General features: G+C 49.9%; 15 protein-coding genes and 1 riboswitch. Of the genes, 7 read left to right on the top strand and 8 right to left on the bottom strand.

Annotation, left to right across the window (positions count from 1 at the left end):
- Positions 1–5 precede the first annotated feature (5 nt).
- Genes ACFQNG_RS17205 through ACFQNG_RS17195 form a run of 3 tightly spaced genes read left to right on the top strand, consistent with a single transcriptional unit; the run spans position 6 to position 3,139 of the window.
- Entirely contained in the window at positions 6–1,370 is a 1,365-nt protein-coding gene (locus ACFQNG_RS17205; RefSeq protein WP_379866945.1) for a YheC/YheD family endospore coat-associated protein, read from the top strand.
- A 15-nt stretch (positions 1,371–1,385) separates the two neighbouring features.
- On the top strand, positions 1,386–2,684 hold the full coding sequence (locus ACFQNG_RS17200; RefSeq protein ID WP_379866944.1) for a YheC/YheD family endospore coat-associated protein: 1,299 nt from the start codon (positions 1,386–1,388) through the stop codon (positions 2,682–2,684).
- Complete coding sequence (locus ACFQNG_RS17195; protein WP_379866942.1) at positions 2,666–3,139, top strand: GNAT family N-acetyltransferase; 474 nt, start codon at positions 2,666–2,668, stop codon at positions 3,137–3,139. The genes ACFQNG_RS17200 and ACFQNG_RS17195 overlap by 19 nt, the downstream gene beginning before the upstream one ends.
- A 21-nt stretch (positions 3,140–3,160) precedes the next feature.
- Here the strand turns inward: ACFQNG_RS17195 and ACFQNG_RS17190 are convergent, their stop codons facing one another.
- The gene (locus ACFQNG_RS17190; protein WP_379866940.1) at positions 3,161–4,261 is read right to left on the bottom strand and encodes a C40 family peptidase; all 1,101 of its coding nucleotides are present in this window, start codon (positions 4,259–4,261) and stop codon (positions 3,161–3,163) included.
- A gap of 186 nt (positions 4,262–4,447) precedes the next feature.
- A complete protein-coding gene (locus ACFQNG_RS17185; RefSeq protein WP_379867120.1) occupies positions 4,448–5,863 on the bottom strand; it encodes a SpoVR family protein in 1,416 nt (471 codons plus the stop codon).
- 643 nt (positions 5,864–6,506) lie between these two features.
- Positions 6,507–6,669: riboswitch (M-box (ykoK) riboswitch) on the top strand.
- Between the two features lie 92 nt (positions 6,670–6,761).
- Between ACFQNG_RS17185 and mgtE the strand changes: the two genes are divergently transcribed.
- The 3 genes from mgtE to ACFQNG_RS17170 all read left to right on the top strand — a co-directional run bounded on the left by mgtE (position 6,762) and on the right by ACFQNG_RS17170 (position 10,977).
- Positions 6,762–8,111 (top strand): magnesium transporter, encoded by a 1,350-nt coding sequence (mgtE, locus tag ACFQNG_RS17180; RefSeq protein ID WP_379866939.1) that lies wholly within the window; start codon positions 6,762–6,764, stop codon positions 8,109–8,111.
- Positions 8,112–8,507: 396 nt separating this feature from the next.
- Positions 8,508–9,782, top strand: coding sequence for a M14 family metallopeptidase (locus ACFQNG_RS17175; protein WP_379866937.1), 1,275 nt, complete (start codon positions 8,508–8,510; stop codon positions 9,780–9,782).
- Positions 9,783–9,987: 205 nt separating this feature from the next.
- Entirely contained in the window at positions 9,988–10,977 is a 990-nt protein-coding gene (locus ACFQNG_RS17170; RefSeq protein ID WP_379866935.1) for a zinc-dependent alcohol dehydrogenase family protein, read from the top strand.
- A gap of 46 nt (positions 10,978–11,023) precedes the next feature.
- On the opposite strand, the gene kynB is transcribed toward ACFQNG_RS17170, so the two are convergent.
- The 6 genes from kynB to ACFQNG_RS17140 form a co-directional block, all read right to left on the bottom strand.
- A complete protein-coding gene (kynB, locus tag ACFQNG_RS17165; protein ID WP_379866934.1) occupies positions 11,024–11,644 on the bottom strand; it encodes an arylformamidase in 621 nt (206 codons plus the stop codon).
- Entirely contained in the window at positions 11,645–12,925 is a 1,281-nt protein-coding gene (gene kynU / locus ACFQNG_RS17160; protein ID WP_379866932.1) for a kynureninase, read from the bottom strand. It lies immediately after the preceding gene.
- Positions 12,926–12,941: 16 nt separating this feature from the next.
- The gene (kynA, locus tag ACFQNG_RS17155) at positions 12,942–13,781 is read right to left on the bottom strand and encodes a tryptophan 2,3-dioxygenase (RefSeq protein ID WP_379867119.1); all 840 of its coding nucleotides are present in this window, start codon (positions 13,779–13,781) and stop codon (positions 12,942–12,944) included.
- 319 nt (positions 13,782–14,100) lie between these two features.
- Positions 14,101–14,556: a hypothetical protein gene (locus ACFQNG_RS17150; RefSeq protein WP_379866930.1), complete on the bottom strand. Its 456-nt coding sequence runs from the start codon at positions 14,554–14,556 to the stop codon at positions 14,101–14,103.
- A 48-nt stretch (positions 14,557–14,604) separates the two neighbouring features.
- Entirely contained in the window at positions 14,605–15,387 is a 783-nt protein-coding gene (locus ACFQNG_RS17145) for an arylamine N-acetyltransferase family protein (protein ID WP_379867118.1), read from the bottom strand.
- 102 nt (positions 15,388–15,489) lie between these two features.
- The gene (locus ACFQNG_RS17140; RefSeq protein WP_379866928.1) at positions 15,490–15,648 is read right to left on the bottom strand and encodes a hypothetical protein; all 159 of its coding nucleotides are present in this window, start codon (positions 15,646–15,648) and stop codon (positions 15,490–15,492) included.
- Between the two features lie 139 nt (positions 15,649–15,787).
- On the opposite strand from ACFQNG_RS17140, the gene ACFQNG_RS17135 reads away from it, so the two are divergent.
- Positions 15,788–16,195 (top strand): hypothetical protein, encoded by a 408-nt coding sequence (locus ACFQNG_RS17135; RefSeq protein ID WP_379866926.1) that lies wholly within the window; start codon positions 15,788–15,790, stop codon positions 16,193–16,195.

Here is a 16,195-nt window from a genome sequence, read left to right as displayed (position 1 = left end):
ACACTATGAATTCAATCTTGTGCAAAGTAAAAATCTCATCCAAAGGGCTTACCAAAGCGATCGGACTTAGCCAATCACTCATGAAACGATGGGGTTGTACAGACGGACAGTCCATCAAAGTGGAAATAGGAAATCGCACGATCATCATCCAGGCTCGCAGAATCCCTTATCAGGGTGAGAAGATCTTGATCTCCACCGAAGCGGCCAATTATTTGGCCCTCCCTTATTCTGGTGTCTATCGCGCACGTTTTCTGAATCGCTCACTCAAATTGGGACCCGTGATAGGCATTTTCACCACAAGTTATTCCGGAAATACTGAACAGCCTTTTGGCAAACGGTCCACGCTCTTTAAAGAGTTCATTAAAGCCGGATTGGAAGAAAATCCGATCATCTATGCCTTTACCCCCGATATGGTGGATTGGCAAAACCACATCATTTATGGTTGGCACGTCGTGGGGAATCAATGGAAACGGTTTAAAGCCCCTTTCCCTGACGTGATCTATGAACGAATACCCAATCGAACCATTGAAGCGCGCAGCTCCGTGCAGGCCTGTCTCAACCGGTTCAAAAACGAATTCAACTGTCAAATCTTTAATCAAGGTTTTTTCAACAAATGGAAAATCCATCAATGGTTAAGCAGCCATCCCTATACAGCCAGCTTTGTGCCTGAAACGTATCTCTCTCCATCCATCTCCACGATCAAACAAATGTTGGATCGCCATTACATGGTCTACTTGAAGCCGAGTGGCGGAAGCTTGGGTCTGGGGATCTTCCGCATCACACATTCTCCGGGAACGGGTTATTTCTGCCGCTACCGTGAAGGGAACCGAAATGTCCTGCACAAATTCCGTTCCTTAGACAAACTGATCAACCACTATTTCGCCAAAGAACCGGAGCGCTTTAACAAATACATTGTGCAACAGGGCATTCGCTTGATCAAACATGATAAGCGCCCTGTCGACTTTCGGGTTCACCTGCACAAAGACGGTTCAGGGCAATGGACCGTTGTCGCCATCGGATCAAAAGCGGCTGGGCCGGGTTGCGTAACCACCCATGTGCGCACGGGAGGAATCATCATTCCCACCGATCAGATTCTGCAAAATATTTTCGAGGAGCAAGCCGCCCTGATTGAAGCCAATGTCAAACAGGCGAGCATCACCATTGCGGAAACGTTGGAAGATCATGTGGATGGTCCCCTCGGGGAGCTCGGCATGGATATGGGAGTAGACAGGAAAGGCTCTGTATGGTTATTTGAAGTGAATTCCAAGCCAGGGCGCCATATTTTCCACCACCCCAGTTTAGAACAGGCAGGGCGCCAATCGGCCAAACTGGTAACGGAATATAGTTTGAAACTATCCAATTTCATTTAAAAGGAGGAGGTATGTGTGAAACCCCCGCGCAAACGCCAACGCACCACGATGGCATCGAAAAAAAAGAGGTCCTCGCGCTTTCCGGGCATGCTTGAGGCCGCCCATGGATACCAACAATCCGCCTCTTCCCTCCCTTCTGCCCACACCGGCCGAGGGGTGGCAACACTCGAACGCCTATATCAAAGCAAACAATTATTGGGCCCATTCATCGCCATCTTGACCTCTGATGGGGGCAAACCATTCCAAGGAAACCAAGCCAATTTTGCCGACCTGATCCGTACCGGCCGCAAAATGGGGCTCACCGTCTATGTATTGACCCCGAGTGGATTGGCAGCCCGGACAGAAACCACCGTGGTCGGTTACCTGCTTGATCCCAATTCGACTGGCCTGAACTGGATTCGGGCCAAACTTCCCATTCCCAATGTCGTATACAATCGGGTTCCCAATCGCCGCCTAGAACAATCGGAAGAAGTGCAACAGGCCATCCATACCCTCACCAACATGTCAGGCGTACATCTATTTAATCCTTATTTTTTTGACAAATGGACCCTTTATCAGCAACTGGCCGCATCGGAAACACTCAAAAACCTGGTGCCCCATACATTGAAGTGGGATGAGGACATCCCGCTCAGTGACCTGCTCAAACAATATCCGGTCCTATATTTGAAACGAGTGAACGGAAAAGCGGGCATCGGCATGATGCGAATCGCCAACAAGAAAAAAGGTGCCGAGCTCATCTACCAAGACAATAAGGAGAAGAAGAAAGCCACCTTCACCGATTTGCGCCAATTAAGCAAAACGGTACACCAAATGACACAACAACACCCTTATCTGATTCAGCAAGGCATCCCCTTAGCCACCTATAAAGGGCTTCCTTTTGACATCCGCATGCTGCTGCAAAAAAACAATCAGGGCCAATGGGGGCTAACCGGGGCCGGGATCAGGGTCGCGGGACCCAATTCGATCTCCACCCATGTTCCCATGGGCGGACGCATTGAAAACCTGCATCGGGTGATCAATGAGGTCTTCGAGAAGAAAACACCCGATTTATTAGATAAAATCAAACAAACCGGGTTGCAACTGGCCCAGTTCATTGAAAGCAAACAATCCTCTCCCTTGGGGGAAATGTCGATCGATTTGGGCATCGAAGGGAATGGCACCCTCTGGTTTTTTGAAGCGAACGCCAAACCGATGAAATTTGATGAGCCTGATATCCGTCGCCTCTCGCTTACACGGCTTATTGAATATTCCCTTTATTTGAGTGGCTACCAGCTACCACAGAAGGAAGAGAAAGCATGCACATCCAAGACTTGACACCTGCTCAAGTGTCCGCAAACAAACCGACGATTCTGCGCTTCATGAAGCGGTATGGCGACGGACGAATCACCCATCGGGCCTTGCGTTGGTTCAAACAGTTGGGCGCGGAATCGTTTCCCGAGGGCACGCATATCGCGGCGGCTTTGGAACAAAAAAAGCTGATCGGAGTCATCGTCATCGGGCAATACGGTTTGCAAGAAGCCTTTATTGCCGTGCATCCCGATTTCCGGCAACAAAAAGTGGGCGAAGGCTTGGTGCAACACACTTTGGGCAAACTAGACAAACTTTATACGCGTGTCGCTTGCGACAATACCGCCAGCTTAAAATTGTGCTTCAGCTGTGGTTTGGTCGCCTTTAACCTCTTTAAGGGACCGACGGGGAAACCCACCTTATGGTTGGGTGGGGGCAATTTCCAACCGCAGGATATCGAAAACAGCCCTTTGCTCGATTAAGGCAAAGGGCTGTTTTTAAGTTTATTGAATGACGCGCTTAGCGGTAACATAGCTTTCTTGCAACCAACCCGTGGACAGATCGTCGTAACGAACACCACCTTTACCGTAGGTGTGGAGAACCTTGCCATCCCCGACATAAATGGCCACGTGTCCGATATTCGGTGCGGTGTCCCCTCGGGTAAAGAAGACCAGATCTCCTTTTTCGAGTTGGGATTTAGCGATCGTTTCGCCTACCGTTGCCTGTTGGCGGGAAGAACGTGGTAGAGAGATGCCATGTTGCTTGAACACGTACTGAACAAAGGAAGAACAATCAAACGTGGCGGTTTGTCCGGCTGCGGCACCAAATTCATAGGGTGTGCCCAAATATTTGTCACCGGTTTGAATGATTTTATCCGCAAGTGCGAGTCGTTGTGCATCTTCATTTGATTGTTCTAGATTTGTTCCCGTGGCAGGCTTGTCAGCCATGTTGGTGTTTGCCGGATTGACTGCCGTTCCTGTGGCGGGCATGTAAGCCATATCGGTGTATGCCGCATTGACGCTGCTTGGGTTGTCTTGGATGACACGCTTCGCTGTGACATAACCCCACTTTAACCATGGCGCAGACAACGAATCAAAGCGAACGCCGCCTTTGCCATAAGTATGCAGCACTTTGTTATCGCCCGCATAGATCGCTACGTGACCGATTTTCCCACCGGAAGAACGAAGTTTGAAGAAAATGAGATCCCCTTTTTTCAGTTGGGATTTGGCTACCGTCATTCCAACCGTCGCTTGTTGGCGGGATGACCGCGGCAATGAGATGCCATGTTGCTTAAACACATATTGAACGAAGGATGAACAATCAAAATAACGGGTGTCTCCCGATTTTGCGCCAAACTTATAAGGGGTGCCCAAATATTTTTGGCCCGTTTGGATGATCTGGTCACCCGTGGTTTGAATATTTTGAGTTTGCAAAGTGGCGGCATTTGCTGTTTGAATGCTAAAATTCGCTAAAACGTTTTGCCAAAAAGCCTTGTCTTCTGTATTGGTAGTGCCAGTAGGCGCACCATGCGGCGCAACCAACGAAACCATTGTCGCTACTGCCAACGTTCCTGTGATTTTGGTAAGATGCCTCTTGGTTAACATCGAATCCCCCTCTGCATGAGTTGTTGTTGCCAAGGCTTGGCCGACCGAACAACCTCATGTTAACACAAAAGACAAATTCAGGATCATGCAATGATTTCCTTTTCAAAACCAAACAGATCGAAAAAAGCCCCGGAGAATCTCTCCAGAGCTTGATCAGATCTAGCTTTTGAGTTGTTAACCCATCTGTTACATAAACCTTCTTGTGCATTTTTTACCATTGAAGCAAAACACAACATTTCTGCCTTCAATCACCGTCTCCAAATGAACCGAACGCCCCCATAAAGCATAAACATGCGGCAAGGTTTTCTCCAGGTACTTCAAATCGAGCTCAACCCCTTCAAAACGGTGGACAAGATACAATTCGCCATTTTGCAGGTAATCCCCGTCATGGACCAAGATGACCGGATGCCCCCCGTTAACCCGGCTCATCACCAACTCATCCCGCACATGCTCCCAGTTTTTATCGGTGACCGTCCACTCGTTTCCTTGACGCTGAAACACATACAAATCCAAATCTTCCACTAGCTCTTTGGTCAAATAATTGCGCAAGAACGAGAGATCGGACTCCAATTCCCGCACCTCAAACATCTTTTCCCTTCCTTGGCCCGGCACCCTCCCGAGTTCCCGCTGTTCTTCCTCAGTTGGGTGGTCCCAGCGACGCTCAATGTCCTCAAACAACTTGAGCCCCAGATAATAAGGGTTAATCGACGTGCTGGAAGGCATCAAGACGGAAGCGTTTAATTTGGCAAACTCAATCGTTTCTGCTTCATCCAAATCAAGTTCCCGCATGATGCGGATATGCCAGTAGGAGGCCCAACCCTCATTCATGATCTTGGTCTCCAACTGCGGCCAGAAGTACAGCATTTCCCCCCGCAATATCGTCATGATGTCCTGTTGCCAATCCTCCAACATCCGGCTATGATGCATGAGGAACAAGAGCAAATCCTTCTCGGGCTCTTCAGGAAAACGCTTTTTTCGGGGACGGGGACGCTCTTCCGGTTGTCCGATGCGGTCCAACTTCCACAGATCCTCATATGGTGAGCTTTGATTTTGCTTCGTTTTTTCCCTTTTCTCCTGTTCCGGTTGCCGCATCACCCGTTTGGCGTCGAGCAGACTGGGATTGATATGTTCCTGGATGGCCAAAACATGATCCAAGAAGTCCTCGACCACCTTTTTTCCATATTTCATCTCATAGAACCGAATCCGCTCCGCGCTTGCCGACATGCTTTCCACCATGTCGCGCGAAGTGTTGGAAAAGCGGTAATTGTTTTTAAAGAAATCGCAGTGGGCCAAGACATGGGCAACGATGAGCTTGTTCTGGATCAAGCTGTTCCCTTTCAGGAGGAAGGCGTAACACGGATTGGAGTTGATCACCAACTCATAGATCTTGCTTAAGTTCAGATCATATTGCAGCTTCATCTTGTGAAAAGCCTTCCCGAAGCTCCAATGCGAAAAGCGCGTTGGCATTCCGTATGCGCCAAATGTATAAATAATGTCGGCTGGACAGATTTCATATCTCATGGGATAAAAGTCTAACCCAAACCCTTTGGCAATCTCCGTAATCTCTTCAATCGCTCGCTCCAATGCTTTTCCTTCCTGTATCAACTCTCATCCCTTCCTTTCCATCACATCATTCTTGGGCTCCGCCAAAAAAATGAGCGGCTGGCGCTAGATAAGCGAAGGGGAAAATGGTAGGAGCCCATCTCGCTTCAAACACCCAAGCATTCTAGCAAACTTTCTTACTATCTATTACATGCAACAACATGGAGATTGGTATATGCGCTTTGACCAGAGACCAGCTGGTATGTTTGAGATTGGATACGAAGGGAAAGTGAATGATGAAACAAGAATCACTTGAAGTGGTGGAGAAGCGTTCGCGCTATGATGAGGTTTATCATGTGAAGGTAATATAATTATACAGAATTTTCTATAAGGATTCAAGCATACAAGTTATTTCAAACGTCGTTGTTGAGCGGAAAAACCTTTTCCCGATGAGCGCCGATGGACAAGTGAAGCCAATGGGAAAACGGTTTTGGAGCGATCGCCATAGCCCTTTCTCCATCCAAAAGATGGTTTTGAAATAGCTTCTAGCCTTGTCTTCCGCTCCATCTTGTCCGTTCACGTTCCCAATCGTTGGTGGAAGAAACAAACAACTAACACAATTGCCCGCTCCGACATAAAATAAATTGACAATTTGATTTCTTGAGCGTTATACTGACTACGTTGAACAACTATATCCTTTTTTTCTTATCTCTATTAGGTGAGGTTCCTGATCGGAGATACGCTACTGCCCAAAAATGTCGAGAGACACCAATGGGTCAGCAGGAAAGGTCGGAACGAAGGTCTTTTCTAATGTAGCTGGCTTAGCCTATGCCGTTCAGTGCCAAAGCTCAATGAGGGAGATAAGCAAAATGAAGCTCATAGTCCATGGGCTTATTTGCTTTGTACCCCTCTTCCTGATAGAGCGGGTTTTTTTATTATCGTAAAAGGGGGGATAAGCATGAACAATGCCCTGCTCAGAAGCGAAATTGAAACAACACTCAAAGAGCGGCACAACACGGAGCACTTGCTGAATTTGCTTGAACAGCTCCAGCCGTTCGATCTCGCGGAAGTGCTGAAGGAGATGGAAGAGGCGAGCCGTTTGGAACTGATCACCCGCTTGCCCTTGGCTGATGCCGCTGAAGCGCTTGAGTACTTGGAGCCGGAGCTTCAATATGAAATCTTGAACCGGTTGTCCGATGAGGTCGCTTCCCCGCTCCTGAAACAGATGTCAAGTGACATGGTGGTAGACATGTTGCTCGCCGTTCATCCGTTGCAGGCGGAAAAACTGCTCCGTTTGCTTCCGGTCGATTACCGCGAGAAGATCAACAACTTGATGAGCTATCCCGAATACACCGCCGGAAGCTTGATGACGGTTGACTACATCTCCGCCCGCGCTTACTGGACGGGAGAACAGACGATCAACCACATTCGCAAAGTCGGACATGAAGCGGAAATCATCTCCTATATCTATGTAACGGGGACACGTGGGGAATTGATGGGCATCGTTTCCCTAAAAGAAATCATTCTCGCCCCACCGCAAACGCACCTCATTGAAATCGCCACGACGGAGTTCATTTCCGTTCCCGCTGAGATGGAACAAGAAGAAGTGGCCCAAATCTTATCGCGCTATAACTTCTACGCGCTTCCCGTCGTTGACCACCAGAGAAGATTGATTGGGATTATCACCTATGATGATGTGGTGGATGTCATCCATGAAGAAGCCACCGAAGACATCCATAAACTGGGGGGAAGCCAACCGTTGGATGAACCCTACTTCAAAACTTCCATCTTCAGTCTGTATAAGAAGCGAATCGTCTGGCTCATGATCTTGTTCATCGGTGGAGCCTACACCGCAACCGTGCTGGAAAGCTACCAAAACACTTTGGATAAAGTCGTCGCCCTTTCCTTTTTCATCCCCTTATTGATTGGGACGGGGGGAAACACGGGCTCCCAGATCGTCACCACTTTGGTTCGCGCGCTCGGCATCAATGAAGTGAAATTTAGCGACATCTTCCGGGTGATGCGCAAAGAAATGTTAACCGGCCTGTTCTTGGGACTCTCCCTGGGCGTCATCGGACTCATCCGCGCCATGATGATGGGAGTAGATACGTCAATCGGTTATGTGGTCGCGTTATCCGCTCTGTTTATCGTGTTGTGGTCATCCATCGTATCGGCGATCTTGCCACTCATCCTCCATCGGCTCAAAATCGATCCCGCTGTCGTCTCGGGGCCGCTCATCACCACATTGGTCGATGGCACAGGGTTAATCATTTATCTCAGCATTGCCAAAGTGATTCTCAACATATGAAACTTTAACGAATTGAGGTTGATGAACCTTTGAGTACTGAGCAGAAGATAAAGGCAGGTGCCGCTTGATCTTTCCGGTATCGACGGAAACGATTCAAGCCGTACCTGCCTTACCTGCATTTAAACGGTCAAACACATGAGACAAATGCTAGCTATTAGGTTGGACTTCCTTCTTTAGAGGTAATTTATTTATATTTAAAATGATAATTCTTTATTTTCAGAAGGATTAATTCAAATCATATCGAATTCATTTTTTATCCACTGCAATCTCCGTGCTTATCTTCTCAACAATCCAATCAGCTCCATCCCATTTTCTTCTTTCCCAATCCCGCAAGAAAGGAGTGAATTTTCAACTTTTCCTTTGCATCTCTTCAAATGAATATAGGAGGACGAACCAATGGGAAAAAAATGGCTTTCCTTATCGTTGGTGCTTGTGCTGATCATCGCTTGCGTTCCAGCGCTTGGATTTAGTCAAAACATTGAAAATCCGTCCATCTTTGATCTGGGGATCCAGTTTTATGAAATCAGCGGAGTGACCACCAAAGAACAACGTACCGCCATCGCATCCACCGGGGCGGCGATTGAAGAAGTGGGCAAAGATCACGTGAAAGTGCTGGCCACCCCGCAAGAAGCCAAAAAAATCAAACAAAAAGGCTTCACCCCCATCGTGGATTCCACCATGACAACGGAAGATTTCCCCTCCGGCGATTCGGCCTATCACAACTATAATGAAATGGTCAGCAAAATCAACACGGCCGTCTCCAGCTATCCCGGCATCGTATCCAAATTCAGCATAGGCAAATCGTATGAAGGACGCGAACTCTGGGCAGTGAAAATCAGTGACAATGTGGGCACGGATGAGGCCGAACCAGAAGTGCTCTACACCTCCCTCCACCATGCCCGCGAACACCTCACCGTCGAAATGGCCCTGTACACGCTCGACTTATTCACCAAAAACTACGGGAGCGACTCCCGCATCACCGATCTGGTAAACAACCGCGAAATCTATATCGTCTTCAATCTAAACCCGGATGGGGGCGAATATGACATCTCCACCGGCTCTTACAAATCCTGGCGCAAAAACCGCCAGCCCAACTCCGGTTCCAGCTATGTCGGCACGGACCTCAACCGGAACTACGGATACAAATGGGGTTGTTGCGGCGGTTCCAGCGGAAGCCCATCCAGTGAAACGTACCGCGGCCCTTCCGCCTTCTCCGCCCCGGAAACTGCCGCGATGCGCAATTTCATCAACAGCCGCGTGATCGGCGGCAAGCAACAAATCAAAACATTGATCACATTCCACACGTATAGCGAGTTAATCCTGTACCCATACGGTTACACCTACACCAATGTTCCAAGCGACATGACCACCGATGATTACAATGTGTTCAGAACGATGGCTGACGCCATGGCAAACACCAACGGGTATACCCCGCAGCAGGCAAGCGACCTCTATATCACCGACGGGGACATGACGGACTGGGCATATGGGCAACACAAAATCTTCGCGTTCACCTTTGAAATGTACCCAACCAGTTCCAATCCCGGTTTCTACCCGCCGGATGAAGTGATCGGGCGCGAAACCAGTCGCAACAAAGAAGCCGTCTTATACCTTGCCGAAAAAGCGGATTGCCCGTACAGCGTCATCGGGAAATCTTGCAGCGCCAACTGAGAAGGATGAAACAAACCGCGACTCTTGCTGACCAGGGTCGCGGTTTTCCTGTTCCCCAGACAAACAAAGGGGGGGGACAAGAAATTTGCCGACGCGCTGATCCAAGTCAGCGCCAAGGTCACCATTTTTCAATGGTATGTTCGAAGGCCATTAGTCCCTTTGGTATGCTATAGTGAAAGAAAACACAACCGAGGAGGGCTCATCTTTGCGCGCATATGTCATCAACCGATTCGGCAAACCGGACGTATTTGAGGAAATGCAGTTGGCTCGACCCACCGCGGCACCCGGAACCGTCTTGATCCGCGTCGCCGCCACCAGCGTCAACCCGATTGACACCAAGATTCGGGCGGGACTCGTCCCCAATCTGGCTCCCTCTTTCCCTGCGGTACTGCACGGGGATGTCGCTGGCATCATTGAAGAAGTGGGACCCGGCGTCACGGACCTGCAAGTGGGTGATGAGGTGTACGCCTGTGCCGGAAATGGCGCACTGGCCGACTATCTTCTGGCTCCCGCCGCTTTGGTCGCCAAAAAACCGGCTTCCCTGTCCTTTCAAGAAGCGGCCGCCCTCCCCTTGGTGACGATTACCGCGTGGGAGGCCTTGTTTGACCGCTTAAACCTGCAATCGGGCCAACATATCCTGATCCACGCGGGGACGGGGGGGGTGGGCCATGTCGCCATTCAATTGGCCAAATCGGCCGGCGCCGTGGTGTACACCACCGTTTCCACAGCTGAAAAAGAGAAGCTTGCCCTGGAACTTGGCGCCGATGCGGTGATCAACTACCGAAATGAAACCGTAGAGGAGTATGTCGCCAAACACACAGGTGGTCACGGCTTTGACCTCGTCTTTGACACCGTTGGTGGAACCAATCTCGACCGTTCGTTTGCCGCGGTGAAAACCGGTGGCGCGGTGGCCGCCATTGCCGCACGATCCACCCATGACTTAACCCCTTTACATAACAAGGGACTTACTTTGCATGTCGTATTTATGATCTTGCCCCTGTTATCGGGCAAAGGGCTGGAACGGCATGGGCAGATTTTGCGCGAGCTCACTCGCCTGGTGGACCAAGGCAAGGTGAAGCCCCTGCTCGATGCTTCCTCTTTTGCCTACCGCGATATCGCCCAAGCGCACGAACGCCTAGAAAGCGGGCAAGCCGTAGGCAAAATCACCTTGCTCAATGATCGTTTCTCCCTGTAAAAAGAAGCGGAACCCTTGGCACCAAGGCGTTCCGCTTCTTTTACCCTTATTTTGCCCGGAGCACCGCCCGAACCGGACTGCCATCCCCATCCACAATCGGCAACGGCAAAGCAATGAGTTCATAATCCCCCTCAGGGACATGGTTGAGCACAATCCCCTCCAAAATATGGATCCCATGTTGATGCAAAGCATGATGCGCCGCCAATTCTTTACTGTCAATCGGGTCAATGGAAGGAACATCGACCCCCAGCAAACGAACCCCGATCTCCTGCAACAGCGGAACCGCATCAGGACTCAAATGGGGGATCGTTTGGGGAAATTCCTCCCTTCCTTGCCATGCGTCCGTGCGAATAAGCAAGCGCTCCACGCCGCGCAAACCATATGGGAGCAGATCCGCTTGGCTGATGGTTGTGCGTCCCGGAAGATGGATGACCCTTGCAGGACCCATATAGGTGCGCAAATCAAGTTGGTGCACTTTTTTTCCCGTTTCATCAAAATGATAAGGGGCATCGATATGCGTGCCTGTGTGCGTGCTTAAGGTCAGCCGCCCAACATTCACTGAACCGCTCTGGTCGATGGTCCATTGGAGGTTGAACTGATACGGGGTATCTCCAGGCCATACGGGCATGCCCCTGACAAGGGGAGCCGTGATGTCGAACACGTCCATTTAGGCGACCACTCCCCTCTCGTTGGAATATTGTTCATAGATTTTGTCCGTCATGATCCGTTTCAGCCGTTTGATCGCTTCCCATACCTCCACAAACGAGGTGTACAAAGCCACCGGCGCCAGACGAATCACATCCGGGGCCCGGTAATCGGGTACAACCCCCTCTCCTTTCAACGCTTTGCAGATCCGAACAGCCTCCTCATGAATCAGCGAGACATGGCCTCCCCGTTGCTCATCGGCACGGGGATTGCCGATCTGAAATCCCATTCCCGCGAGTTCCGTATCCACCAGATCCATTAAGTACTGGGTGAGTCGCAGGGATTTGGCCCGGATTCGCTCGATCCCCGCTTCCCCAAACATTTCGAGGGAACCCACCAGCGGCGCCATGCTCAGCACATGGGGTGTGCCGATTTGAAACGCCCCCGCATCTTCCGCCGGAACAAACGTGTGCGTCATGTCAAACTGGCGCTGTTTGTCTGAGCCAAACCAACCCGCCAGGCCTGGCGTGGCCGGCAAATGCTTCTCATGCACAAACAATCCCCCAACGCCACCGGGACCCCCATTCACATACTTATACGAACACCAAACAGCGAAGTCGACTCCCCATTTGTGAAATTGATGCGGCATCGCCCCGATGGAATGGCAGGCGTCCCATCCCACGACAATCCCCCGCTCATGCGCCAGGTTGGTAAGTCCCTCGACGTCCAGGCGTTGGCCGCTTCCGTAAAGCACCGTGGGCAAAAGAACAAGTGCCACCTCTTCCGTCAAATGGCGGGCGATCTCCCCTTCATCCAAACAACGCCCATCCGCGCTCGGAATTCGGATCAGATGGGTGTCGGGATCAAAGCCGGAGAGCCGCAATTGACTTTGCAGCGCATAAATATCTGAAGGGAAATTAAGCGCATCCGCCACGATTTTGGTCCGGTTTCCTTGCGGTTGGTAAAATGTCGCGACAAGTTGGTGGATATTCACCGTCGTCGAGCCGGTCACAATCACTTCATGCTCTTCGGCGCCAATGAGGGGGGCCAGTCTTACCCGCAATTGCTCCGCCAAGAAAAACCATGGACGCTTCCCTTGGGTCCAGCCATCGATACCATAGTGTTTCCAGGATTCCATCAGCGTGAACAAAGAAGCTTCCGCACGCTTGGACATAAGCCCCAATGAATTGCCATTGAGATAAATGGTGCCTTCTTGCACATAAAACTCTTGGCGGAAGCGGGCCAACTCATCCTGCCGATCCATCTCCTCCGCCCATTCGCGCGTGAGCAAACTGTTATGCATGCCATCACCCCACTCATTAAAATCGCGTGCGAATTTCCCATAATTCCGGGAAAAACCGTTGATCCATCACCCCTTTTAGATAGGGAACCCCCGATGATCCGCCGGTTCCCCGCTTAAAGCCGATGATCCGTTCCACCGTCTTCATGTGGCGAAACCGCCATTGTTGGAGCCAGTCTTCGATATCGATCAGCTTTTCGGCCAACTCATACAGATCCCAGTATCGTTTCACATCCCCATATACGGTCAGCCAAGCCGCTTCGACACTCTGATGCGCTTGATATGGCCGGCTGACATCCCGCTCCAAAATATCGCGGTCGATCGGAAAGCCCGCCCGCGACAAGGCCCCAATCGCCACGTCGTATAGGGATGGAGCATGAAGGGCCTCGGTTAACTGGCTCAGCAACTCGGGGTCTTTCTCATATATTTGCAAAAGTTGAGGATTTTTGTTGCCCAGATAAAACTCAATCATCCGATATTGAAAAGACTGAAATCCTGACGCTTGGCCCAATTGATCACGAAACTCCATATACTCCGCCGGCGTTAAGGTTGCCAACACGTCCCAAGCTTGGATGATTTGGGCTTGGATTTTTGAGACGCGGGCCAACATCTTAAACGCGGTGGATAAGTCATCTTTCACAATCCGTTCGATCGCCGCCTTCAACTCATGAAGGAGCAGCTTCATCCATAACTCGCTCGTTTGATGGATGATAATGAACAGCATTTCGTCATGGTGGCGCGATAAAGGGGTTTGACTGGATAATAACCGATCCAATTGCAGGTAGTCCCCGTAGGTCATCCGTTCCTTAAAATCGGTCACAATGCCTTCATCCAACCCATGCTGCCAGTCGTGTGCCATATCCTTGTCCCCCACATCGATCTCTCTGCTTCCACTTCGCTCTTCGTTCTGCACCAGCTTCTCTCCGCTACACTCTCCCCCATTTTACAATATTGGCAACTTTCCCTCCATGAAGCGCGATAACGCGTTAAACGCCAACAAAGCCCCTGTTAAAACAGAGGCGAGCTTGCTGAATAAGTGCTCGATTTCTTCCTTCTTAACGAAGCTTGATTAACAGCTCCCAGTCACTCCGCTTTCACCCACAGGGTACAGGCAAAAATCCCCCTCCTATTGGGTTTGTCATTATCCTGGCTCCTGTTGGAAGAAGAGGTGCCCTTCTTCACTTGATTCCCGAATCCAAGAGCGTGATTTTGCACTGCCCCACGGGGAAGAGCTGAATCCTTAGAGTGTCGGGATCGCGCAAGGCCAAAAAGTTCCCGTCATCGGAAAAATTGACGATGTATCCTTGGACAACGGATCCCGCAAATTCAACGGCCACCATATCATAAGGCTTTACCAACTCCGCCAGGGCAAACGATGATTTCTCCAATGGCGTATCCAGCGCAAATTGCAACTGGTAGCGCTTATCGTACATCTCCATGCACCTGGCCGAGCCGCTGATCCGGTAAAATTCTTGCGTCACGCAGGCGACCGGCAACTTGAACTTCTCTTGCTGTTGCAACACCGTTTGGGTCCGATCCGTCACTTCATCCAATAACACTTCAATATGTCCCGACCGTTCCTTGTAGTCATAAATCAATTGCGCGAACAAAAAGGGGATCTCCACATCTGCCACAAACAACCTGCGTAAAAGATACGCTTCCTTCCTCCACACAGTATCACTTCAACTTCCTGTTTTATCATTTTTTTCATCATTAGGACAAACCAGACCAAAATGTCTATACAAGAGTTGGGTTCGTTCCCTTTCCGACGTCAGCAATTTCTTCCGCTTGATCCCTTCTTCCGTCACCGCCAAACACTCATCCGACAACGTCACGCGCCCATTCACCGTCGCGATCGTGCAGATCCTCTTCTGCTTAAATATGGAGTCAGGCGAGGTTTGCAACTCTTCGCACACCTCGGTAAAATCGGACAAGACTCTCGGCGCCAAGGTGAAGAGAAATTTCGCTTTCCATCCCCCCTCCCCTTTGTGTTGCAACAAAAAGCGGCCTTCCTCCTGTTTCACAATGCGATACGTTCCACTCACATCGCGCCTTTCCTCCCCAGTCAAAGGAAGCGGTTGCCGAAAAGAATCCCCAAACCCCACATCAACCAGATAAGGCTGATCTAATGAAACCAATAAAGTGAGATGATCCGGCCGCGGCGGCAAGGTTCCATCTGGCTTAAACACACTGGCCGCCAATAACGTCACCCTAAAACCCAATTCTTGCAACAACCACGCAAAGAGACCATTTAACTCAAAGCAAAAACCCCCTCGTCGGTTGATGACCACCTTGCGGTAAAGCTGGGACAATTCCAAGCGAATCGGACACCCCCAGTGGATATCCAAGTTTTCAAAAGGAACCGTCAACAAGTGCTGAGCCTGCAGCAAAGCCAAACCGGAAGCATCGATGGGCAAGCCGGCCTTCCCTACGCCAATCCGCTCTAAATAAGCATGGGCCTCCATCCTTTCCACTCCCTTTCTCCCTATCGGGAACCGTTTTACACTTGCAGTGATACCACAAAAACAAACTTTATAAACATTTAAATTAACAAATAGAACCGCCGGTCATTTCCTTTTGGCCAACAAACGCCGGATTCCCCATAAGCCCCCGATCATCAAGATGAGAGTAAGAAACAAGAATGCGCCCATGCGCAACAACTTCATAACCAAAACGAGCAATATTAGCAAAACCACCATCGACCAAGTTAAAAATCTTCGCTCCATTCCATCCCTCTCCTTCGCTTGCTTCCCCCAATTACATTGTAGCGGATTCCTTATTTGTACAAAATAAATTGAATAATTTGGACGATATCACTTAAAATAGGTATAGAGACATATCCATCCAATGATAGGACGGGGAGACATGAACAAACTTCTCTTATTCACCACCTGGGACTACTGGAAAAGCTGGAATACCCAAGAATCGGCGATCCCGGCTTGGACCGAGGATCATGCTAGTCCCTATGAAGTGCTGGTGGAGTTTGACGCCTTCAGCATCGGGGAAATGACCGATAAAGGCCTCTTCATCATCAGCAAAAAAAGGCCGGATGCGACTAGCCTGATCTATCTCTACACCAGATGGGACTTATTGAACCTTTGGCAACGAGGGGAAATCTTTCGCTTGGATTGTTGGACCAAAGACCATGTCACCCGGTTTGAAGTGTTGACAAGCTTCACCTTTGATGAGATCCATGAACATACATACGGTGGCATGTTTATTGCCAAACGACAGGAAACCGTCTTTACCTATTCCAAATTAGAAGAGGTTTAG

It is taken from the genome of Laceyella putida (genome assembly GCF_042665195.1).
Classification (GTDB): domain Bacteria; phylum Bacillota; class Bacilli; order Thermoactinomycetales; family Thermoactinomycetaceae; genus Laceyella; species Laceyella putida.
This window is presented reverse-complemented; position numbering and strand designations above follow the sequence as displayed.

Excerpts from the sequence above, each read along its gene's own strand:
- mgtE (WP_379866939.1), top strand. The coding sequence starts at position 6,762 with ATGAACAATGCCCTGCTCAGAAGCGAAATTGAAACAACACTCAAAGAG.
- kynB (WP_379866934.1), bottom strand. The coding sequence starts at position 11,644 with ATGGACGTGTTCGACATCACGGCTCCCCTTGTCAGGGGCATGCCCGTA.
- ACFQNG_RS17140 (WP_379866928.1), bottom strand. The coding sequence starts at position 15,648 with ATGGAGCGAAGATTTTTAACTTGGTCGATGGTGGTTTTGCTAATATTG.
- ACFQNG_RS17175 (WP_379866937.1), top strand. The coding sequence starts at position 8,508 with ATGGGAAAAAAATGGCTTTCCTTATCGTTGGTGCTTGTGCTGATCATC.
- ACFQNG_RS17135 (WP_379866926.1), top strand. The coding sequence starts at position 15,788 with ATGAACAAACTTCTCTTATTCACCACCTGGGACTACTGGAAAAGCTGG.
- ACFQNG_RS17195 (WP_379866942.1), top strand. The coding sequence starts at position 2,666 with ATGCACATCCAAGACTTGACACCTGCTCAAGTGTCCGCAAACAAACCG.
- ACFQNG_RS17145 (WP_379867118.1), bottom strand. The coding sequence starts at position 15,387 with ATGGAGGCCCATGCTTATTTAGAGCGGATTGGCGTAGGGAAGGCCGGC.
- ACFQNG_RS17205 (WP_379866945.1), top strand. The coding sequence starts at position 6 with ATGAATTCAATCTTGTGCAAAGTAAAAATCTCATCCAAAGGGCTTACC.
- ACFQNG_RS17190 (WP_379866940.1), bottom strand. The coding sequence starts at position 4,261 with ATGTTAACCAAGAGGCATCTTACCAAAATCACAGGAACGTTGGCAGTA.
- kynA (WP_379867119.1), bottom strand. The coding sequence starts at position 13,781 with ATGGCACACGACTGGCAGCATGGGTTGGATGAAGGCATTGTGACCGAT.
- kynU (WP_379866932.1), bottom strand. The coding sequence starts at position 12,925 with ATGCATAACAGTTTGCTCACGCGCGAATGGGCGGAGGAGATGGATCGG.